The 14,369-nt window shown below is 37.5% G+C and carries 18 protein-coding genes; all 18 read left to right on the forward strand.

The features are described from left to right. The 18 genes from IGI80_RS12530 (at position 1) to IGI80_RS12615 (ending at position 14,359) form a co-directional block, all read left to right on the forward strand. Positions 1 to 375, forward strand: a complete 375-nt coding sequence (locus IGI80_RS12530) for a phage head-tail connector protein (RefSeq protein ID WP_438723765.1) — start codon at positions 1 to 3, stop codon at positions 373 to 375. A gap of 4 nt (positions 376 to 379) precedes the next feature. Beyond that, positions 380 to 751: a hypothetical protein gene (locus IGI80_RS12535; protein ID WP_438723766.1), complete on the forward strand. Its 372-nt coding sequence runs from the start codon at positions 380 to 382 to the stop codon at positions 749 to 751. Continuing rightward, positions 748 to 1,218 carry an HK97 gp10 family phage protein gene (locus tag IGI80_RS12540; protein WP_438723767.1) on the forward strand — a complete coding sequence of 157 codons (471 nt, stop codon included), beginning with the start codon at positions 748 to 750 and terminating at the stop codon, positions 1,216 to 1,218. The genes IGI80_RS12535 and IGI80_RS12540 overlap by 4 nt, the downstream gene beginning before the upstream one ends. Continuing rightward, a complete protein-coding gene (locus tag IGI80_RS12545) occupies positions 1,215 to 1,640 on the forward strand; it encodes a phage tail terminator family protein (protein WP_438723769.1) in 426 nt (141 codons plus the stop codon). Before IGI80_RS12540 ends, IGI80_RS12545 begins: the two co-directional genes overlap by 4 nt. Further along, the gene (locus IGI80_RS12550; RefSeq protein ID WP_438723771.1) at positions 1,633 to 1,827 is read left to right on the forward strand and encodes a DUF735 family protein; all 195 of its coding nucleotides are present in this window, start codon (positions 1,633 to 1,635) and stop codon (positions 1,825 to 1,827) included. Before IGI80_RS12545 ends, IGI80_RS12550 begins: the two co-directional genes overlap by 8 nt. Continuing rightward, complete coding sequence (locus IGI80_RS12555; protein WP_438723772.1) at positions 1,827 to 3,134, forward strand: phage tail sheath family protein; 1,308 nt, start codon at positions 1,827 to 1,829, stop codon at positions 3,132 to 3,134. Before IGI80_RS12550 ends, IGI80_RS12555 begins: the two co-directional genes overlap by 1 nt. Positions 3,135 to 3,149: 15 nt before the next feature. Then, positions 3,150 to 3,614, forward strand: coding sequence for a phage tail tube protein (locus IGI80_RS12560; protein ID WP_438723774.1), 465 nt, complete (start codon positions 3,150 to 3,152; stop codon positions 3,612 to 3,614). 75 nt (positions 3,615 to 3,689) lie between these two features. Next, complete coding sequence (locus tag IGI80_RS12565; RefSeq protein WP_438723775.1) at positions 3,690 to 4,097, forward strand: phage tail assembly chaperone; 408 nt, start codon at positions 3,690 to 3,692, stop codon at positions 4,095 to 4,097. Beyond that, positions 4,097 to 4,267: a hypothetical protein gene (locus IGI80_RS12570; RefSeq protein ID WP_438723777.1), complete on the forward strand. Its 171-nt coding sequence runs from the start codon at positions 4,097 to 4,099 to the stop codon at positions 4,265 to 4,267. Before IGI80_RS12565 ends, IGI80_RS12570 begins: the two co-directional genes overlap by 1 nt. A gap of 9 nt (positions 4,268 to 4,276) precedes the next feature. Beyond that, positions 4,277 to 8,890 carry a tape measure protein gene (locus IGI80_RS12575; protein WP_438723779.1) on the forward strand — a complete coding sequence of 1,538 codons (4,614 nt, stop codon included), beginning with the start codon at positions 4,277 to 4,279 and terminating at the stop codon, positions 8,888 to 8,890. A gap of 10 nt (positions 8,891 to 8,900) precedes the next feature. Beyond that, entirely contained in the window at positions 8,901 to 9,578 is a 678-nt protein-coding gene (locus tag IGI80_RS12580; protein WP_438723780.1) for a phage baseplate protein, read from the forward strand. After that, a complete protein-coding gene (locus IGI80_RS12585; RefSeq protein WP_438723781.1) occupies positions 9,575 to 10,549 on the forward strand; it encodes an XkdQ/YqbQ family protein in 975 nt (324 codons plus the stop codon). The genes IGI80_RS12580 and IGI80_RS12585 overlap by 4 nt, the downstream gene beginning before the upstream one ends. Continuing rightward, complete coding sequence (locus IGI80_RS12590) at positions 10,549 to 10,851, forward strand: DUF2577 family protein (protein WP_438723783.1); 303 nt, start codon at positions 10,549 to 10,551, stop codon at positions 10,849 to 10,851. Before IGI80_RS12585 ends, IGI80_RS12590 begins: the two co-directional genes overlap by 1 nt. Before the next feature lie 3 nt (positions 10,852 to 10,854). Next, a complete protein-coding gene (locus tag IGI80_RS12595) occupies positions 10,855 to 11,235 on the forward strand; it encodes a DUF2634 domain-containing protein (RefSeq protein ID WP_438723784.1) in 381 nt (126 codons plus the stop codon). After that, a complete protein-coding gene (locus tag IGI80_RS12600; RefSeq protein WP_438723785.1) occupies positions 11,232 to 12,365 on the forward strand; it encodes a baseplate J/gp47 family protein in 1,134 nt (377 codons plus the stop codon). Before IGI80_RS12595 ends, IGI80_RS12600 begins: the two co-directional genes overlap by 4 nt. Further along, positions 12,362 to 12,943 (forward strand): putative phage tail protein, encoded by a 582-nt coding sequence (locus IGI80_RS12605; RefSeq protein ID WP_438723786.1) that lies wholly within the window; start codon positions 12,362 to 12,364, stop codon positions 12,941 to 12,943. Before IGI80_RS12600 ends, IGI80_RS12605 begins: the two co-directional genes overlap by 4 nt. Continuing rightward, the gene (locus IGI80_RS12610; protein ID WP_438723787.1) at positions 12,940 to 13,230 is read left to right on the forward strand and encodes a hypothetical protein; all 291 of its coding nucleotides are present in this window, start codon (positions 12,940 to 12,942) and stop codon (positions 13,228 to 13,230) included. The genes IGI80_RS12605 and IGI80_RS12610 overlap by 4 nt, the downstream gene beginning before the upstream one ends. Beyond that, positions 13,211 to 14,359, forward strand: coding sequence for a pyocin knob domain-containing protein (locus IGI80_RS12615; RefSeq protein ID WP_438723788.1), 1,149 nt, complete (start codon positions 13,211 to 13,213; stop codon positions 14,357 to 14,359). The genes IGI80_RS12610 and IGI80_RS12615 overlap by 20 nt, the downstream gene beginning before the upstream one ends. Positions 14,360 to 14,369 lie beyond the last annotated feature (10 nt).

A 14,369-nucleotide genomic window follows, 5' to 3' on the forward strand; every position in this document is an offset into this window, starting at 1 on the left:
ATGGATGAACTAAAACAAAGACTGCTTGAAAAAATTAAAAAGTTAAAAGGCATCGATGACACTAACTCAGATGATGTCTTTTTGTTTGCTATAGAAACAGCTGTTTATGATGTTCTCAACTACTGTCATTTTAAGGTTGATGACTGGCCGGAAGCATTAGATAGCACAACGATTTTGATGACTGTTGACCTAATCAATGAGACAAGCTACTCATTAAGCGCCGCAGAAGCCGAAAATGAAGTTAAGTCTCTTAGTGAGGGAGATTTTTCAATCACGAAGGAGACGAAAGCAGAAGCCTTTCAAAAGATGATGAGCGTCCCTAGCTTTAGTCGTAATTATTGCCGTAATTTAAATAACTTTAGAAAATTGGGGTGATTAAGTGGACATCTACGAATATGCTAGGAAAGAGTTTGAAAAACAGTATGACAGCATAATGACTGTTTCTGAGAATCAACCTATCAAAGTTGGAGCAGTCACTAAGTCGCATTGGGTGATAGTTAAGGGCCTACAAGATGTACCTTGTCGGATTGCCCAAAAAAACACAATTAGCCCAGCTGGTGAGGGAGAATTTGCGCAAGCAAGTTATACAACCAGTTTATATTGTAACCCAAGCTTAAACATAAGGGCAGGCGCTCGGATTACCGTTATAGATAGTCACGGAGTCAGTCGTCACTACAAGCGAGCATCAGAGGGCTTCTCTAGCTATAAAACCCATCAAGAAGTGTTCTTATCACGGGAGGTTAAGGCATGAGTGAGGGATTTTATTTTGATGAGTTCCTCCAATTCGCCCAAAATTTTCATAAGACACTACAAGAAGAAAATTTTGTTATCGATGTCCTGAATCGCTTAGGTAATCTCATGATTCGTGAAGTCAAAATGAAAACACCAGTCGGACAATACGATAATTCCGTCTTTTTTGTAAGGGGTGGAAAGTTACTAGTATTTGAAGGTGGAAAAACCGCACGTACTGGTGGTGAACTACGGCGTAATTGGGTGCTTGATGGTGTTGAAAAAGTCGGCGATGCTTATGTAGTCACTATTTCTAATAATACGGAGTATGCGTCTTATGTAGAAAATGGACACCGTAAAGCTGACCACAATGGCTGGGTAGAAGGTCAATTCTTTCTTAAAATTACCATGGAAGAAATAATAGGACAGTTACCAGCTATTGTTGGACCAGCTTTTGAAGAATATTTAAGGAGGTTCGGCTTATCGTGATAGATGTGACAGTAGAAATAGCTAATCAGATCGCTAAGATTATTCCGGAAGCCATAATCTATCGTGAAAACCAAGAACAAGGTTTTAGTGAATCTTCTTTTTATATTTACGAAATTATGGCAGATTCAAAGGATGAATTAATGCAGCAACAGATGCGGAAACATCTGTATTGCGTAATGTGGTTTCCCGATTCCCAAAATGATGAATTCGGCATAAAAGAGCAATGTGAAAACATGCGTAGTTTGCTCTTTAATGAATTTAACTTTATTGAGAACTTATCACTCAAAGTAATGGACAAAGAAGCTAGGATTGTAGACGGTACACTGCAACTAACATTTAAAGTTCGGTATCGAATGCGACAAGTGAATGAAAATAGCAAATTAACGCAATTAGAACAACAAGGAGGTTTGAAATATGGTTAGGAAAAACGAACAACTTAAAGAAGTTGAAGAAGTAATTTGTTTTACCAAAGCAGATTTAATTAATTCATCGGCGTTTTCAAACGTTGAACAAGATTTCTTGATGGCTATATTAAAAGAAGGAGAACAATATACTCTTTCTGATGCTAAAAAAATACTAGATAAAACATTAAAAGGAGCTGTTAAATAATGGCAGGTGGAACATGGGAAAAGCAAGATAAAGTAAGACCAGGAGCTTATATAAACATCGCGACTAATGGCACTATTAGTCCGGTAGGACCAGTTAAAGGTATCGTAGCATTACCATTAGAATTAGACTTTGGACCAGAAAAAAAAGTTGTTAAAATCCAATCTGAAGATGATTTAACTGCATGGGGATATGACTTAACCAATCCACAATTATTGTTAATAAAAGAAGCTTTGAAACGAGCACAACTTGTTTTAGCGTATCGAGTAAATAGTGGTGGGAAAGCTACTATTACAGCGGGAACCTCCATAGCTATCACTGCTAATTCAAGTGGGATTCGTGGAAATGATATTCAAATAACCGCTAAAGCAAGTGTGGATCAATCCGGTTTTTATGAAGTGACTACTTTTTTAGCTGGTCGTAAAATTGATCAACAGACAGTTAAAGCAGTGACTGATTTAAAAGCAAATCAGTTGGTTAGTTTTACCGGAGAAGGAGCTGTTACTACTTTCTCGGTTGAATTAGCAGGAGGTACAACTAGTGTTGCAACTGGACAAGACTATGCTGATTTTTTCAAAGAGATCCAACTATTCGATTTTAATACGCTGGCATTACCGGTAAAAGATGAAACAATCAAAGCTACCGGGGTTGCGTTTATGAAAAGATTACGAGAAGAAGAAGGCAAAAAAAGTCAAATAGTGGTAGCAGGTTATAGTGCTGATCATGAATCGGTAATCAATGTGAAGAACGGGGTCATTTTAGCTAATGGTACAACTCTTAGTGCAGAACAAGCCACGGCTTGGGTCGCGGGTGCTACTGCAGGTGCAGGAGTAGCGCAGTCTTTAACTTATACGAAATATGAAGAGGCAGTAACTGTGACACAGCGCTTTTTAAATTCAGAAATTATTGCCGCTTTACAAAATGGTGAATTTATTTTCACCGAAAAACGTGGAGAAGTGGTTGTGGAGCAAGATATCAATTCTTTGCATAGTTTTACACCAGAAAAAGAGGCTCTTTTTGCAAAAAATCGTGTCTTAAGAATTTTAGATGATATCGCTAATAATACAAAACAAACTTTCGAAGATATTTTTCTTGGAAAAACAACAACTGATCAAGATGGCTTAGAGTTATTTAAAGCTAATCGCATTGCATATTTTGACGCTTTACAAGCAGCAGGTGCGATTACTAATTTCAAGGCAGAAGACATTACAGTAGCGCCTGGAGAAATACGTGACGCGATTGTATTAAACGTAGCGGTGCAACCGGTAGATGCAATGGAAAAATTATATGTGACGGTACAAGTCGTCTAAGAGGAGGAATAAAAAATGTCATTTTTAAAAGCTGATGATGTCATTTCTGGTCGTGAAGGGACAGCCTTTATGACGATTAATGGTCGTAATGTCCCAATGTTTTTCTTGAAGAACATTGAGGCTAAACTAGAATTAGTAAAAAAAGAAGTTCCTGTGTTAGGCAGTCGAATGAATCAACAAAAAGTAACGGGTGTAAACGGAAAAGGTTCAATGAAAATCCATAAAGTAACGAGTGAATTCGCGCAAATGGGTATTGATTTTCTGAAAACAGGTAAAATGCCAGCGATTACTATTAAGGTGACAAATGATGATCCAGCTTCATCTGTGGGGCGTCAGTCTACCTTAATTAAAGGAGTTACATTAGATGCAGTAGTGATTGCTAAATTGGATATTGAAACAGAAACTTTAGATGAAGATGTTGATTTTACTTTTAATGATGCGGATTTACTAGAAAAGATGACAGCTCCATCAATCGACTAAAAAGGAAAATAAGGGGTAATTTCTTAAACGGAAGTTATCCCTATTTTATTTAATAAAAATTAGGAGGAATTCCCCATGAGTAACATTGTTAATATGAAAGATTTTATGCAAGAAGTAGTTGGAGAAGAAAAAGAAATAAAAATGGAACGGTTTAAATCACCATTTTTAATTGAAACAATTTCAGAAACTGAGAATGATCGTTTAAAGAAAAGCGCGACTGTGACCCGTATTAGCAAATCAGGAAATCGTGTAAAAGATTTGGATGTAGATAAATATGGTGACGCATTATTAGTACGCTGTGTTAAAGCACCCGATTTGCATAATACAGAATTACAAACCTTTTACAAAACGGAAGGAGACGCATCAGGTACATTAAAAGCTATGTTATTAGCAGGTGAATACGCTAAATTAACTAACCAAGTATTAGAACTAAACGGCTTTAATGAAGATGAAGAAGTAATTAAAGAAGAAGTAAAAAAATAATGCGGGATGGCCAAAATGGCGATTGGTGGTATGCGAATCATGCGTATCATGCTAACGGTATGCGGCCATCAGAATGGAGCTTATTATCGCGAAGAGAAAAAGGCGTGATTATGGCTTTTATTGATTTAAAAATTGAGGCGGAAGAGAAAGCAAGTAAAAAGATGAAGTAGGTGAAATGAATGTCGTCCTTATCAGCTAGTTTAAAATTGCGTGATCAGTTCACTGCTACGCTAAAAAAGATTGATAGCGGTATGCAACAAGCAACGAAAAGTATGGCCGATTTTAAGAAAAAGGCCACTGGTCCAGCACAGGCATTACGCCGGTTAGGAACTGCTGCGCAAACAGGTGTTAGTAAATTAAATAGTAGTTTACGTACGGGATTGACTCAGGCGACAACAGTTGTTAAATCTTCTGTCGAACGCATCCTATCAATTTTTGGGAGTTTTGGGAATCGAATTTCGGGGACATTGTCATCAGCTTTTAGCGGAGTAACTAGTAAGTTTTCGTCTTTAAAGTCAGACGTTGGGAAAGTATTCAACACTGTTACTGGCAGAGGCAAAAAAATTGCGGCCTTAGCTGAGATAGATAAACAAATCAGCAGCTTTAAAAACAAATCATCAAAAATACAAATTAATGTAGAAAAACTGCCGCAAGTGCAAAAACAGATTGCAAATGTAGACCAACGATTGAAACGTTTATCCAATGCAAAAGCGAATATTAAAGCAAACGTTACGAATGCAGATGTAGCAAAAAAGAGACTCTCGGCATTGGATAAGCATATGCAACGGTTGAACTCAAAGAAGGCTATTCTTGAGGTTGAAGCTGGTAAGTTGGATAAAGCGAAAGCTCATTTAGCTGATTTGCAAAAATCAATTGAAAACCTCAGCCAAAAAAGAATAGAACTTAATACTAGTGCTTTTTCAACAGGTATTTCTAAAATCAATTCTGCAATGTTGAAAGTTGGCGACGGGTTAAATGTTATGAAATCCAAAATATCGTCAGGATTTTCAGCAGGAGTAAATGCAGTAAAAAAAGGTGTGTCTCGTATTGGCCGCTTTCTTAAACAATCGGGGAATGCTTTTAAGCAATATGGTAACGATATAAAAAACTCTTTTGAACGAATGAAAAAATCTGCTTATTCTGCATCAGGTGGTTTTAAATCAATGGTGGGAGCTATTGGTGTAACTAAAGCTATAGGTGCTAGTTTCAATATGGTGAAGAGCTCTGTTGGAGGCGCTATTGAGCGTTTTGATACATTAAATCAGTTCCCGAAAATGATGCAAGCAATCGGCTTTTCTACAGATGATGCAGCACGCGCTAAAGATGCTTTAGTAAAAGGAATTGATGGGTTACCAACGACCTTAGGAGATGTAGTTAGTAACACGCAACAACTAGCAACAATCACTCATGATCTCGATGGTGCCACAAAGACAACGCTTTCTTTGAACAATGCCTTTTTGGCATCTGGAACAGACTCAGCACGTGCTGCTGATGGTTTTTACCAATATAGTAAGATGTTAAGTCGTGGAAAAGTTGATATGCAAAGTTGGCAATCTGTTCAAGCCACAATGGGACCGGCTTTATCTGAATTAGCTGAATCCTTTGGATTTGCTGGTAAATCAGCTCAAAACGATTTATACAATGCTTTAAAAGCAGGAACACTCACATTTGACCAATTTAACGATAAATTAATTGAATTGTATAATACAGGTACAGCCGGTGCAGAAAAAGCTTTAATCGGATCCGAAGGGATTAAAACCAGTTTCAAAAATATCCGTACAGCCGTTACTAACGGCGTAGAAGGCTCAATTAGAAAGTTAGATAGTTTATTTGAAAAAATGGGCGGTAAATCTATTGCAAAAAGCTTAGATGGTATAAAACAAAAAATTAAAAATGTTTTTGCAGTCATTAATGGATCCAATGATAAAGCTGGTTTATTAGACAAGCTGCCAGGATTAATTCAAAAAGCTCAGCCTTATATTGAAGCATTAAAGAAAGCTTTTGTAGACATGAAACAACCAATTGCAGATGCTTTTAATGCAGTTAAAGATAGCTTAAGCAAGTTAACGGGAGGCCTTGGTGGTCAAAAAAGCGTAAAAAGTTTTACCAGTTTTTTAGATAGTATGGTTGCCGGTGTGAAGAAAATTGCCGGATTTATTGAAAAACACTCAGATACGATTGTTAAATTCATTCCTTTATTACTAAAATTAGCCGGTGCTTTTATAGGCTTTAAAATTGGTAAGGGATTATTAGGCCCGTTATTTAATTTTAGTGCTGGGTTATTTGGAATTGTCAAAGCAACCGGTAAATTAGGTGGGGGACTCGGAAAAGCCTTTTTTGGTTTGTTTAAGAAGATACCTAAAATGCCGAAAAATCCGTTAGGTGATAAGGGAGGATCTGGAAAAGAGCAATCAATTAGTCCTTTTGGCTCACTTATGAAGACATTTGATGGTTTTACTAAAGGGGCCGCTAAATTAGCCTTAATATTTGGTGTAATTAAATTAATCGAAGAAGCAGCCGAAGCCATGAAACAAGTCAATGACAAAATTCCTGATAATTTAGCAACGTTAGGCCTTAAATTGTTAAATATGGGAATCGCATTAACAGGAATGAGTACCTTTGTAGCTATTGCTGGTAAGATGGCTGAAAAGAATCCAATGGCGGCCATTGCAGGCCTCTTATTTGTTGCGTTAATCAGTGGTGAATTGTTGTTAGCCGCGGAAGCCATGAAACAAATTAATGATAAAGTACCAAGTAATATTGGTGATTTTGCTAGCAAGATGGCCAATATGGGGATAGCGATTGGCGGTATGTCCGTCTTAGTAGGCATAGTGGGAGCTTTAATGACTACTGGTATTGGGGCGTTAATTGCTGGGGCTGGCTTATTGGCGATAGCTGCTATTTGTGGTGAATTAATACTAGTAGCTGAAGCAATACAACAGGTTAATGACAAAGTTCCTGATGATCTAACCGCTGTTCGGACAAAAATTAAAAATATTGCATTGGTAATTCAAGCTTTCACTGAATCGAACTTAGGAAATATTGCAGATACCTTTAAAAACATTATTGGTGTAATTGATACGGCAGTTGTAATCGTAGGAATACAAAAGTTTATTGCATTAGCTGATACCTTGGAACAGTTTCAAAACGTTAATGTTCCAACCGGTACTAAAGCGAAAATTAAAGAATTTGAAACGGTATTACAAGCTTTTAGTGGAACAAGGTTGAGTAAGTTAATTACCGATATGATTCAAGCCGCGGATTTAGCAGTAGTAACAAAATCTATTGAAGCATTAATCAATATTGGCAAAAAGTTTGACTCATTAGCAGAAATTAAATTTAATCCAGCAGCGATTAAAACCAGTATTGATAAAATTAAGGAAGTCGTTGATTATTTAAGTACTGGTAGCGGTGGGATTTTTGATAAAATCAAACAATTTTTTGGTAATTCCTTTGATATTGGTGTCTTCTATACAGCGAATGAGGCTTTTGAAGCATTGATTCAAGTAGGGCGTAACATCGAACGGCTAAAAGAAATTAGTTTTGATGAAGGTAGCATTGTTAAGAAAATTAATTCTATTAATACTATCATTCATGAAATGGGGACGGCAGGCTTAAATCAAATTATTGGTACAATGCTGAAGCAATCAGAATTAATGCAAGTTAAAGCGGCTGTTGAAGCGATGTATAACCTGGTGGAACCAATTAATAAATTGGCTGGAGTAAACGTAAAAGCAATCAACTCAACGACTAATATAAAGGCGATTAATGCATTAATTGAAGAAATAGGTACGGCTAACTTAGGTAAATGGGTTGGTCAAATGATGAAAGCCAACGAATTAGGTGAAGTTGGACATTCGATTGATGCACTTTATGATTTAATTGAGCCTATTAATAGATTTGCCAAAGAAACAATTGATGAATCGATTAACACGAAGATTGCAAAAGTTAAAGAAGTTATTCAGAAAATGAATGATTTACCTGAAGTGACCGGAATTGCCGGCATGGAAGGAATGAGTGCCACATTTGTTAATTTAACGAAGGAATTAAACGGCTTCCAGCAAGCGGCAGAAGTAAATATTGGTAAATTAGGGGAAATCTCGCAAGGTTTTACCAGCAACATGGATCGTATAAAACAAAGTGTAATAAGTACTATGACGGCAATCAAAGCCGATACTATGGCTGGTATGCTGACTTTTAATCAAACTTTAGCAATGGGGATGAGCCAAGCTGCAGTGACGGTTCAAAATGGTAACCAACAAATTATGTCGACATTTACTGGTTTGAGAGGACAATTATTTTCAGCAGGATTGATGGCGATGTCTGGTTTAACTAGCGGGATTCAAGCTGGAGCTGGATCAGCGATTGCTGCAGCTGAATCGGTTGCTCATCGGGTAGCAACTACGGTTAGAAGTGCCTTAGATATTCATAGCCCATCACGAGTCTTTATGAAAATAGGTCATTTTATAACTAGTGGCTTAGCTAACGGAATGTTACAAGCACAAAACCTAGTGACAAAAGCCAGTGATTCATTGGCGCAAGCCACTATTTCTAATCAACTAATGACCGTTTCTACTGCTGGAAGTGTATCAAGTAGTGTTCATTTAGATGATACAGAAATTTCTAAACTACAGGCTTCAGCGAATCAAAAAATTATTGTGAATCATAAGCAAGTGGTGCCACAAGTTTCTATTTATGTAGAAAATAAAAATAGTGAGCCAATCGATGAGAATGCATTACTTGAAACATTTGAAGATAAAGTGATGGAAATGTTCGAATCAGATATGAATTAGGAGGTGTGCTATGTCTGTTCAGTTTTATTTAGATATCGAGGGGAAACGCCAAGTTCTTCCGGTAAATCCTGGTGAAATAAAATTAACGACAGGTTCGAAGAATACTGTTGTAGAAGTGATCAAATTAGGAGATGTAAATGTTTTAGGAGGACGTTCACTAGTTGAAACGTCCTTCTCTTCTTTTTTTCCACAAAATACAAAAGCCGACTATGTCAATCCCAAAGCAAAGAAACAGCCTCCTATACAATGGGTAAAGCTAGTAGAGAAGGCTAAAAATAATACTCAAAGAGTACGATTGATTGTAACAGGTTATGGCATTAATACATTAATGGTAATTGAATCTTTTGAATGGGGCTATGTTGATGCAACGGGAGATATAGAATATACGTTAACCTTGAAAGAATACCGTAATTATCAGGCGAAATATGTTAAGACTGTTAAAAAAAGAGTTTCACCCCGCCCTCGTCCAAATCCACCAATTAATAAACCAATAACCATTGGTTGTGAAGTGATTTGCAATGGGCAATTACACCGGGATAGTTACGGCACAGGCCCGGGAGTAACAGAAGTTAACGCCCATCGCTTGGTGAATTTTATGGCCCCTGGCAAACCTTGTCCGTATCACGTGACGATGCTCGATGGCGGCTGGCGTGGTTGGGTAACAGCTGGGAGTGTTCGCCGGCTATGAAATTACAATTATTAGAAACCTCTATCAATAACGGTGAACAGTATGACCTTTCGGAAATTGTTTCCTTTCCAACTTGGACAACGTCGATCGAATCACAACCTGGGACACTAGAATTTGAGATGCTGGCGGATCCAAAAGTTTTTCTACTTGCCGGGGATATCATCGAATTACGGATTGATGGGAAAGTCTTTTTTAAAGGGAAAGTGTTTAATCGAAGCAAAGGAAAAGAAAAATCCTGGCGAATCATTGCGTACGATGCCACTAGGTACTTAAAAAATGAAGATACGCTAATTTTTCCAGCATCAACTGCTTCTAATCGGTTTACAACGATCTGCCAAACGCAAGGAATCCCCCATAAAGTTTTGGATCATGCGACCTATAATTGCGCACCAGTAGTTGAAGATAAGCATACGTATTATTCGATGTTAGAAGAAGCCTTAGAAGAAACCCGAAAAAACCACCAAATTCGCTATGGGTTTTGGGATCGAGCGGGGACATTAGAATTCTTCGATTTTAATCGTATGATTACAAAATTAGTTATCGGGGACAATTCTCTAATGACTGATTATGATTATGAAGCGTCAATTGATGACGCGGCTAATTCTGTCAAAGTGATGAGAGAAGATAAAGAGCAAGGAAAAAGAGAAATTTTCACTGCGCAACACAATGAAATGATTGATAAGTGGGGGAAATTGCAAATTGTAGAAACCGTCAATGACGCTGAATTAAATAGCGCCCAATTACAGCAACAAGCACAAATTTTATTAGGTGAAAAAAATAAAGAAGTCAAAACACTTCGAATAGAAGCGATTGGTCATTTAGGGATTCGTGCAGGGAACAGCTTTATTTTACGAATGAAGGATTTAGGCGGTGACAGTATCGGAAATGATAATTTAGCTTTAGTGAAGAACTGTAAGCATAATTTTGCGAATGGTCATACAATGAGTTTACAAGTAGAGGTGATTCGTTAATGGCAGGGGAACGACTAGCACGAGCAATTAAACAATCACGCCCTAAAGAGAGCGAGTTTTCGGATTTAATTTATGGTCAAGTCATTAGTACAGATCCTTTAAATATTCGATTAGAGAATCGATTTGAAATAAGTGCGCCTTTTATCGAGTTATCCCAAATGGTGAAAAACTTAACGATTGCTGTGAATGTAGAAGGGAAAATTGGTTATGCCACAGTATTTCGTGATTTAGAAGTGGGGGATAAAGTCCGGATGTTACGTGCACAAAAATCACAGAAATATTATGTTATAGAAAGGGTGTAGCGGATGAAGGAAGAAATGAGTATAGAAGAAATGCCACTACCCTCTAAAACGTATCGAATGGTCAATCATAGAGTGGTTGGCATGGTGGACCATTTAACGGCTACGCAACAAGCGATTGAAAAAATAATACAAACAGAACGGTTTTCTTGGCCGATTTATAGCGATAGCTACGGTAGTGAGTTGACAAGTCTTGTTGGTGAACCATTAGATTTAGTTGAATTGGAACTAAGCCGCTTAATTACTGAAGCTGTAATCACAGACGATCGGGTATTAGATGTCACTGATTTTATTATTTCTGATGTAAAAAAAGAGTGTGTAACGGTTCAATTTACAGTGAATACAATTTTCGGAAAAATTCCCTTGCAAAATGAGGTGATGTTATGAAAGCAGAAGAAATCGGGCGTTATTTAGAGCAATATGATTATACGTACTTTTTGAATGCAGCATTAGAAAAAGTACCCGAGGATATAGATACTCGAGAAGGGTCAATTATTTATGATGCGTTAGCGCCAGCATGTTATCAAATGGCGGATTTTATGATGCAGCTTAAAAATATCTTATTAGAAACATTTGTTGTTACCGCTACTGGACAATATTTAGATTATCGTGCCGAAGAAGCAGGGTTAAATCGGCGACAAGCCACTAAAGCTATAGTTAAAGCTTTTCTTGCTAATGAAGAAGATCAACCTTATACAGTAGCACTTGGTAGCCGTTTTTCTAGTATTGGTGAAAAGCCGATTTATTATACAGTTATACAAAGGGACATTGAGCCTGGTATGTATCAGTTACAAGCTGAAATAGCTGGAGAATCGGGTAACGGTTATATAGGTTCATTATTGCCATTAGATCATTTTAATGGCTTAGGAAGTGCAAAAATATTAGAAGTTATTATACCAGCAAGAGATACTGAGTCGGATGAAGAACTAAGAACTAGAGTGTTGGAGGCAAAAGAAGTAGTCGCTTTTGGCGGAAATATAACTGACTATTATCAGCTAACGACGCGAATTGAAGGTGTAGGGGCTGTACAAATTTATCCTACTTGGCAAGGTGGAGGAACAGTTCGATTGGTAATCTTGAATCATTTGTTTCACATAGCGTCGGCTAATCTGTTAAAACGTGTTCAAGAAATCATTGACCCAGAAACTACCGGACAAGGTCTGGGCTATGCGCCAATTGGTCACAGGGTTACCGTAGCGGCGCCAACAGAAAAGATAGTAAACATCGTTTTTCAAATAACTTTAAATACGGGTGTTACTTTAGGGCAGGTAGAAGCAAATGTTCAGACAGCAATTGAGCATTATTTTGATAGTGTTCGTAAAAAATGGGATGAACGCATAGATAATAGCTATAGTTGTTGGATTTATCGTTCACAGTTGATAGCATCAATTTTATCGGTAATAGGGGTAGCAAATGTTCAGAATTTAACCCTAAATAGACAATCGGCTGATATTGCAATGGTTTTAACGAATGAGCAACAAGAATTGCCAGTATTAGGTGAGGTGAAAATCCTATGACTTTAAGTAAATATTTACCGGATTATTACGAAGGGGTACGAGAATTTGATTGCTTGATGCAGGTAGAAGATAAACTGATGGTTACAGTAGCCAAAAAACTAACACAGGTTAAAATGAATCAATGGATTCAAACGGCTGATGAACAGACGATTTGTTATCAAGAAGCATTATTAAATATTTTGCCTAATCCAGCTATTGAATCATTAGCATTTAGAAGAGAGCGATTATTAATCCGTATGCAGACAAGACCGCCTTTTACGTTAGGCTATTTAAAAGAACAGTTAAATCAAATTTTTGGTGATGAGCGTTATACATTAGACATAGATGAGCAACACTATCAGTTAATTTTAGAAACAGCGATTAAAAATGCCAATTGGTTTTATGAAGTTCAAGCGCTGATCCAAAAAATAAAACCTGCCAATCTAGTTTATACCCATTTACCAGTATTGACGGAAACTATTCAAATGAAAGGAACGGCTTCAGTTTCCACTTTAACTTTTTTCAGATTGGGAGAAAGTCGTGTCGGACGGGATCCTTTGGTGTATCGTTCTTCAGATAAGGAGGTTGCTTTGTCATGATTACGACTAATTTGAAACAACGCTTAGTTGAAGCGTACCAAGTTAAATTAAATAAAATTGTGTTGAATGGCAACATAACGGTTATTGATTTCACTAAAGTGATCGAGCAAACACAGTTAGTAATACAATTTAAGGTGCCAGCTGAAATCACTGAAATTACTACGATCAGTTTTTATGAAGCAACTGACTTATTAGCTGAGCACCAATTGTACGTACCTATTGTGACGGACACAGTTTTTAAATACAAAGTGGAGGTGAGTGCATTTGGTGAAAGAGTGGAAAAATGAGGATATCATTACACCAGCTGATGCGCAACGCTGGGAAGAAGGAATAGATGCATTAGCAACACCAACGAAGAAAGGCTTGCTCTCTCATTCAGATAAAGCAAAATTGGATACAGTAGAAACGGGAGCTAATAAGTATGTTCACCCAATTAGTCATCCAGCCACAATAATTACACAAGATGCTACACATCGGTTTGTGACAGATGCAGAAAAAATAGGTTGGAACGAAAAAGCATCTAAGGATTTAGCAACAACGTTATTAAATGGCCTTATGAGTAGTAATGATAAAGCAAAATTAGATGGTATAGAAGCTGGCGCCCAGAAAAATCCGGGTTTAGCTAGCACGGTATCGAATGGTTTAATGAATGCTTTTGATAAATTAAAATTAAACGGTATTCAGGCTGGCGCTCAAAAGAATCCAGGGAATGCTACAGCAGTTACTAGTGGCTTAATGTCTTCAACGGATAAGGCTAAATTAGAGAACGTTTATTCTAAGACAGAAACAGATAGTTTGTTTGCTGATGCATTAGTGGCGAAAAAAGAGCTAATTGTCGCTCAAGATTGGAACACAATTAAAGCGCCAGGAATGTATGCCGTTAACGCCGCAACAGGGCTTAATCGACCAGCGGGAGCTGTTGCTGGCAATTTACTGGTACAACAAGCAGGAAACATGAACTCGTTGACCCAGTTCTTCATAGGCAATGAACAGTTAAATACCCGACGATTTGATGGTGTAAACTGGCTAGCTTGGCAAACAGTCGCGCTTGAGCCGCAACAAAAGCCATTATGGATGGGTGGCTGGTATGGCGGCGGTCCGATAATCATCACTTTATCTAAGGCGTTATCAAAATGCCGCAACGGGATTATTTTACAGTGGCAAGAATATAGCACAACAAGCACAGTACAAAATACACAATATAGTTTTACGTACATTCCTAAGCAACACCTTACTAATGGTGGTGCACGGGGAACCAACTGTTACGTTGGAGGATACGGAAGTAAAGAAATTTATGGAAAATATCTTTATATTAATGACACTACCATTACTGGTAATGATGTAAATGCGCCGGCTACAGTTGCGACAGGTGTTGGAATTAAAAAATATGTTTTAGTTAAAATATGGGAAGTTTAGGAGGTAAGCA

This window comes from Enterococcus sp. DIV1420a, from assembly GCF_051712165.1.
GTDB lineage: Bacteria > Bacillota > Bacilli > Lactobacillales > Enterococcaceae > Enterococcus > Enterococcus faecalis.

What these genes read in the sequence shown, in the direction of transcription:
- IGI80_RS12585 (WP_438723781.1), top strand. Translation starts at nt 9,575, where the DNA reads ATGAAATTACAATTATTAGAAACCTCTATCAATAACGGTGAACAGTAT.
- IGI80_RS12590 (WP_438723783.1), top strand. Translation starts at nt 10,549, where the DNA reads ATGGCAGGGGAACGACTAGCACGAGCAATTAAACAATCACGCCCTAAA.
- IGI80_RS12555 (WP_438723772.1), top strand. Translation starts at nt 1,827, where the DNA reads ATGGCAGGTGGAACATGGGAAAAGCAAGATAAAGTAAGACCAGGAGCT.
- IGI80_RS12565 (WP_438723775.1), top strand. Translation starts at nt 3,690, where the DNA reads ATGAGTAACATTGTTAATATGAAAGATTTTATGCAAGAAGTAGTTGGA.
- IGI80_RS12570 (WP_438723777.1), top strand. Translation starts at nt 4,097, where the DNA reads ATGCGGGATGGCCAAAATGGCGATTGGTGGTATGCGAATCATGCGTAT.
- IGI80_RS12560 (WP_438723774.1), top strand. Translation starts at nt 3,150, where the DNA reads ATGTCATTTTTAAAAGCTGATGATGTCATTTCTGGTCGTGAAGGGACA.
- IGI80_RS12580 (WP_438723780.1), top strand. Translation starts at nt 8,901, where the DNA reads ATGTCTGTTCAGTTTTATTTAGATATCGAGGGGAAACGCCAAGTTCTT.
- IGI80_RS12605 (WP_438723786.1), top strand. Translation starts at nt 12,362, where the DNA reads ATGACTTTAAGTAAATATTTACCGGATTATTACGAAGGGGTACGAGAA.
- IGI80_RS12575 (WP_438723779.1), top strand. Translation starts at nt 4,277, where the DNA reads ATGTCGTCCTTATCAGCTAGTTTAAAATTGCGTGATCAGTTCACTGCT.
- IGI80_RS12530 (WP_438723765.1), top strand. Translation starts at nt 1, where the DNA reads ATGGATGAACTAAAACAAAGACTGCTTGAAAAAATTAAAAAGTTAAAA.
- IGI80_RS12595 (WP_438723784.1), top strand. Translation starts at nt 10,855, where the DNA reads ATGAAGGAAGAAATGAGTATAGAAGAAATGCCACTACCCTCTAAAACG.
- IGI80_RS12540 (WP_438723767.1), top strand. Translation starts at nt 748, where the DNA reads ATGAGTGAGGGATTTTATTTTGATGAGTTCCTCCAATTCGCCCAAAAT.
- IGI80_RS12550 (WP_438723771.1), top strand. Translation starts at nt 1,633, where the DNA reads ATGGTTAGGAAAAACGAACAACTTAAAGAAGTTGAAGAAGTAATTTGT.
- IGI80_RS12610 (WP_438723787.1), top strand. Translation starts at nt 12,940, where the DNA reads ATGATTACGACTAATTTGAAACAACGCTTAGTTGAAGCGTACCAAGTT.
- IGI80_RS12600 (WP_438723785.1), top strand. Translation starts at nt 11,232, where the DNA reads ATGAAAGCAGAAGAAATCGGGCGTTATTTAGAGCAATATGATTATACG.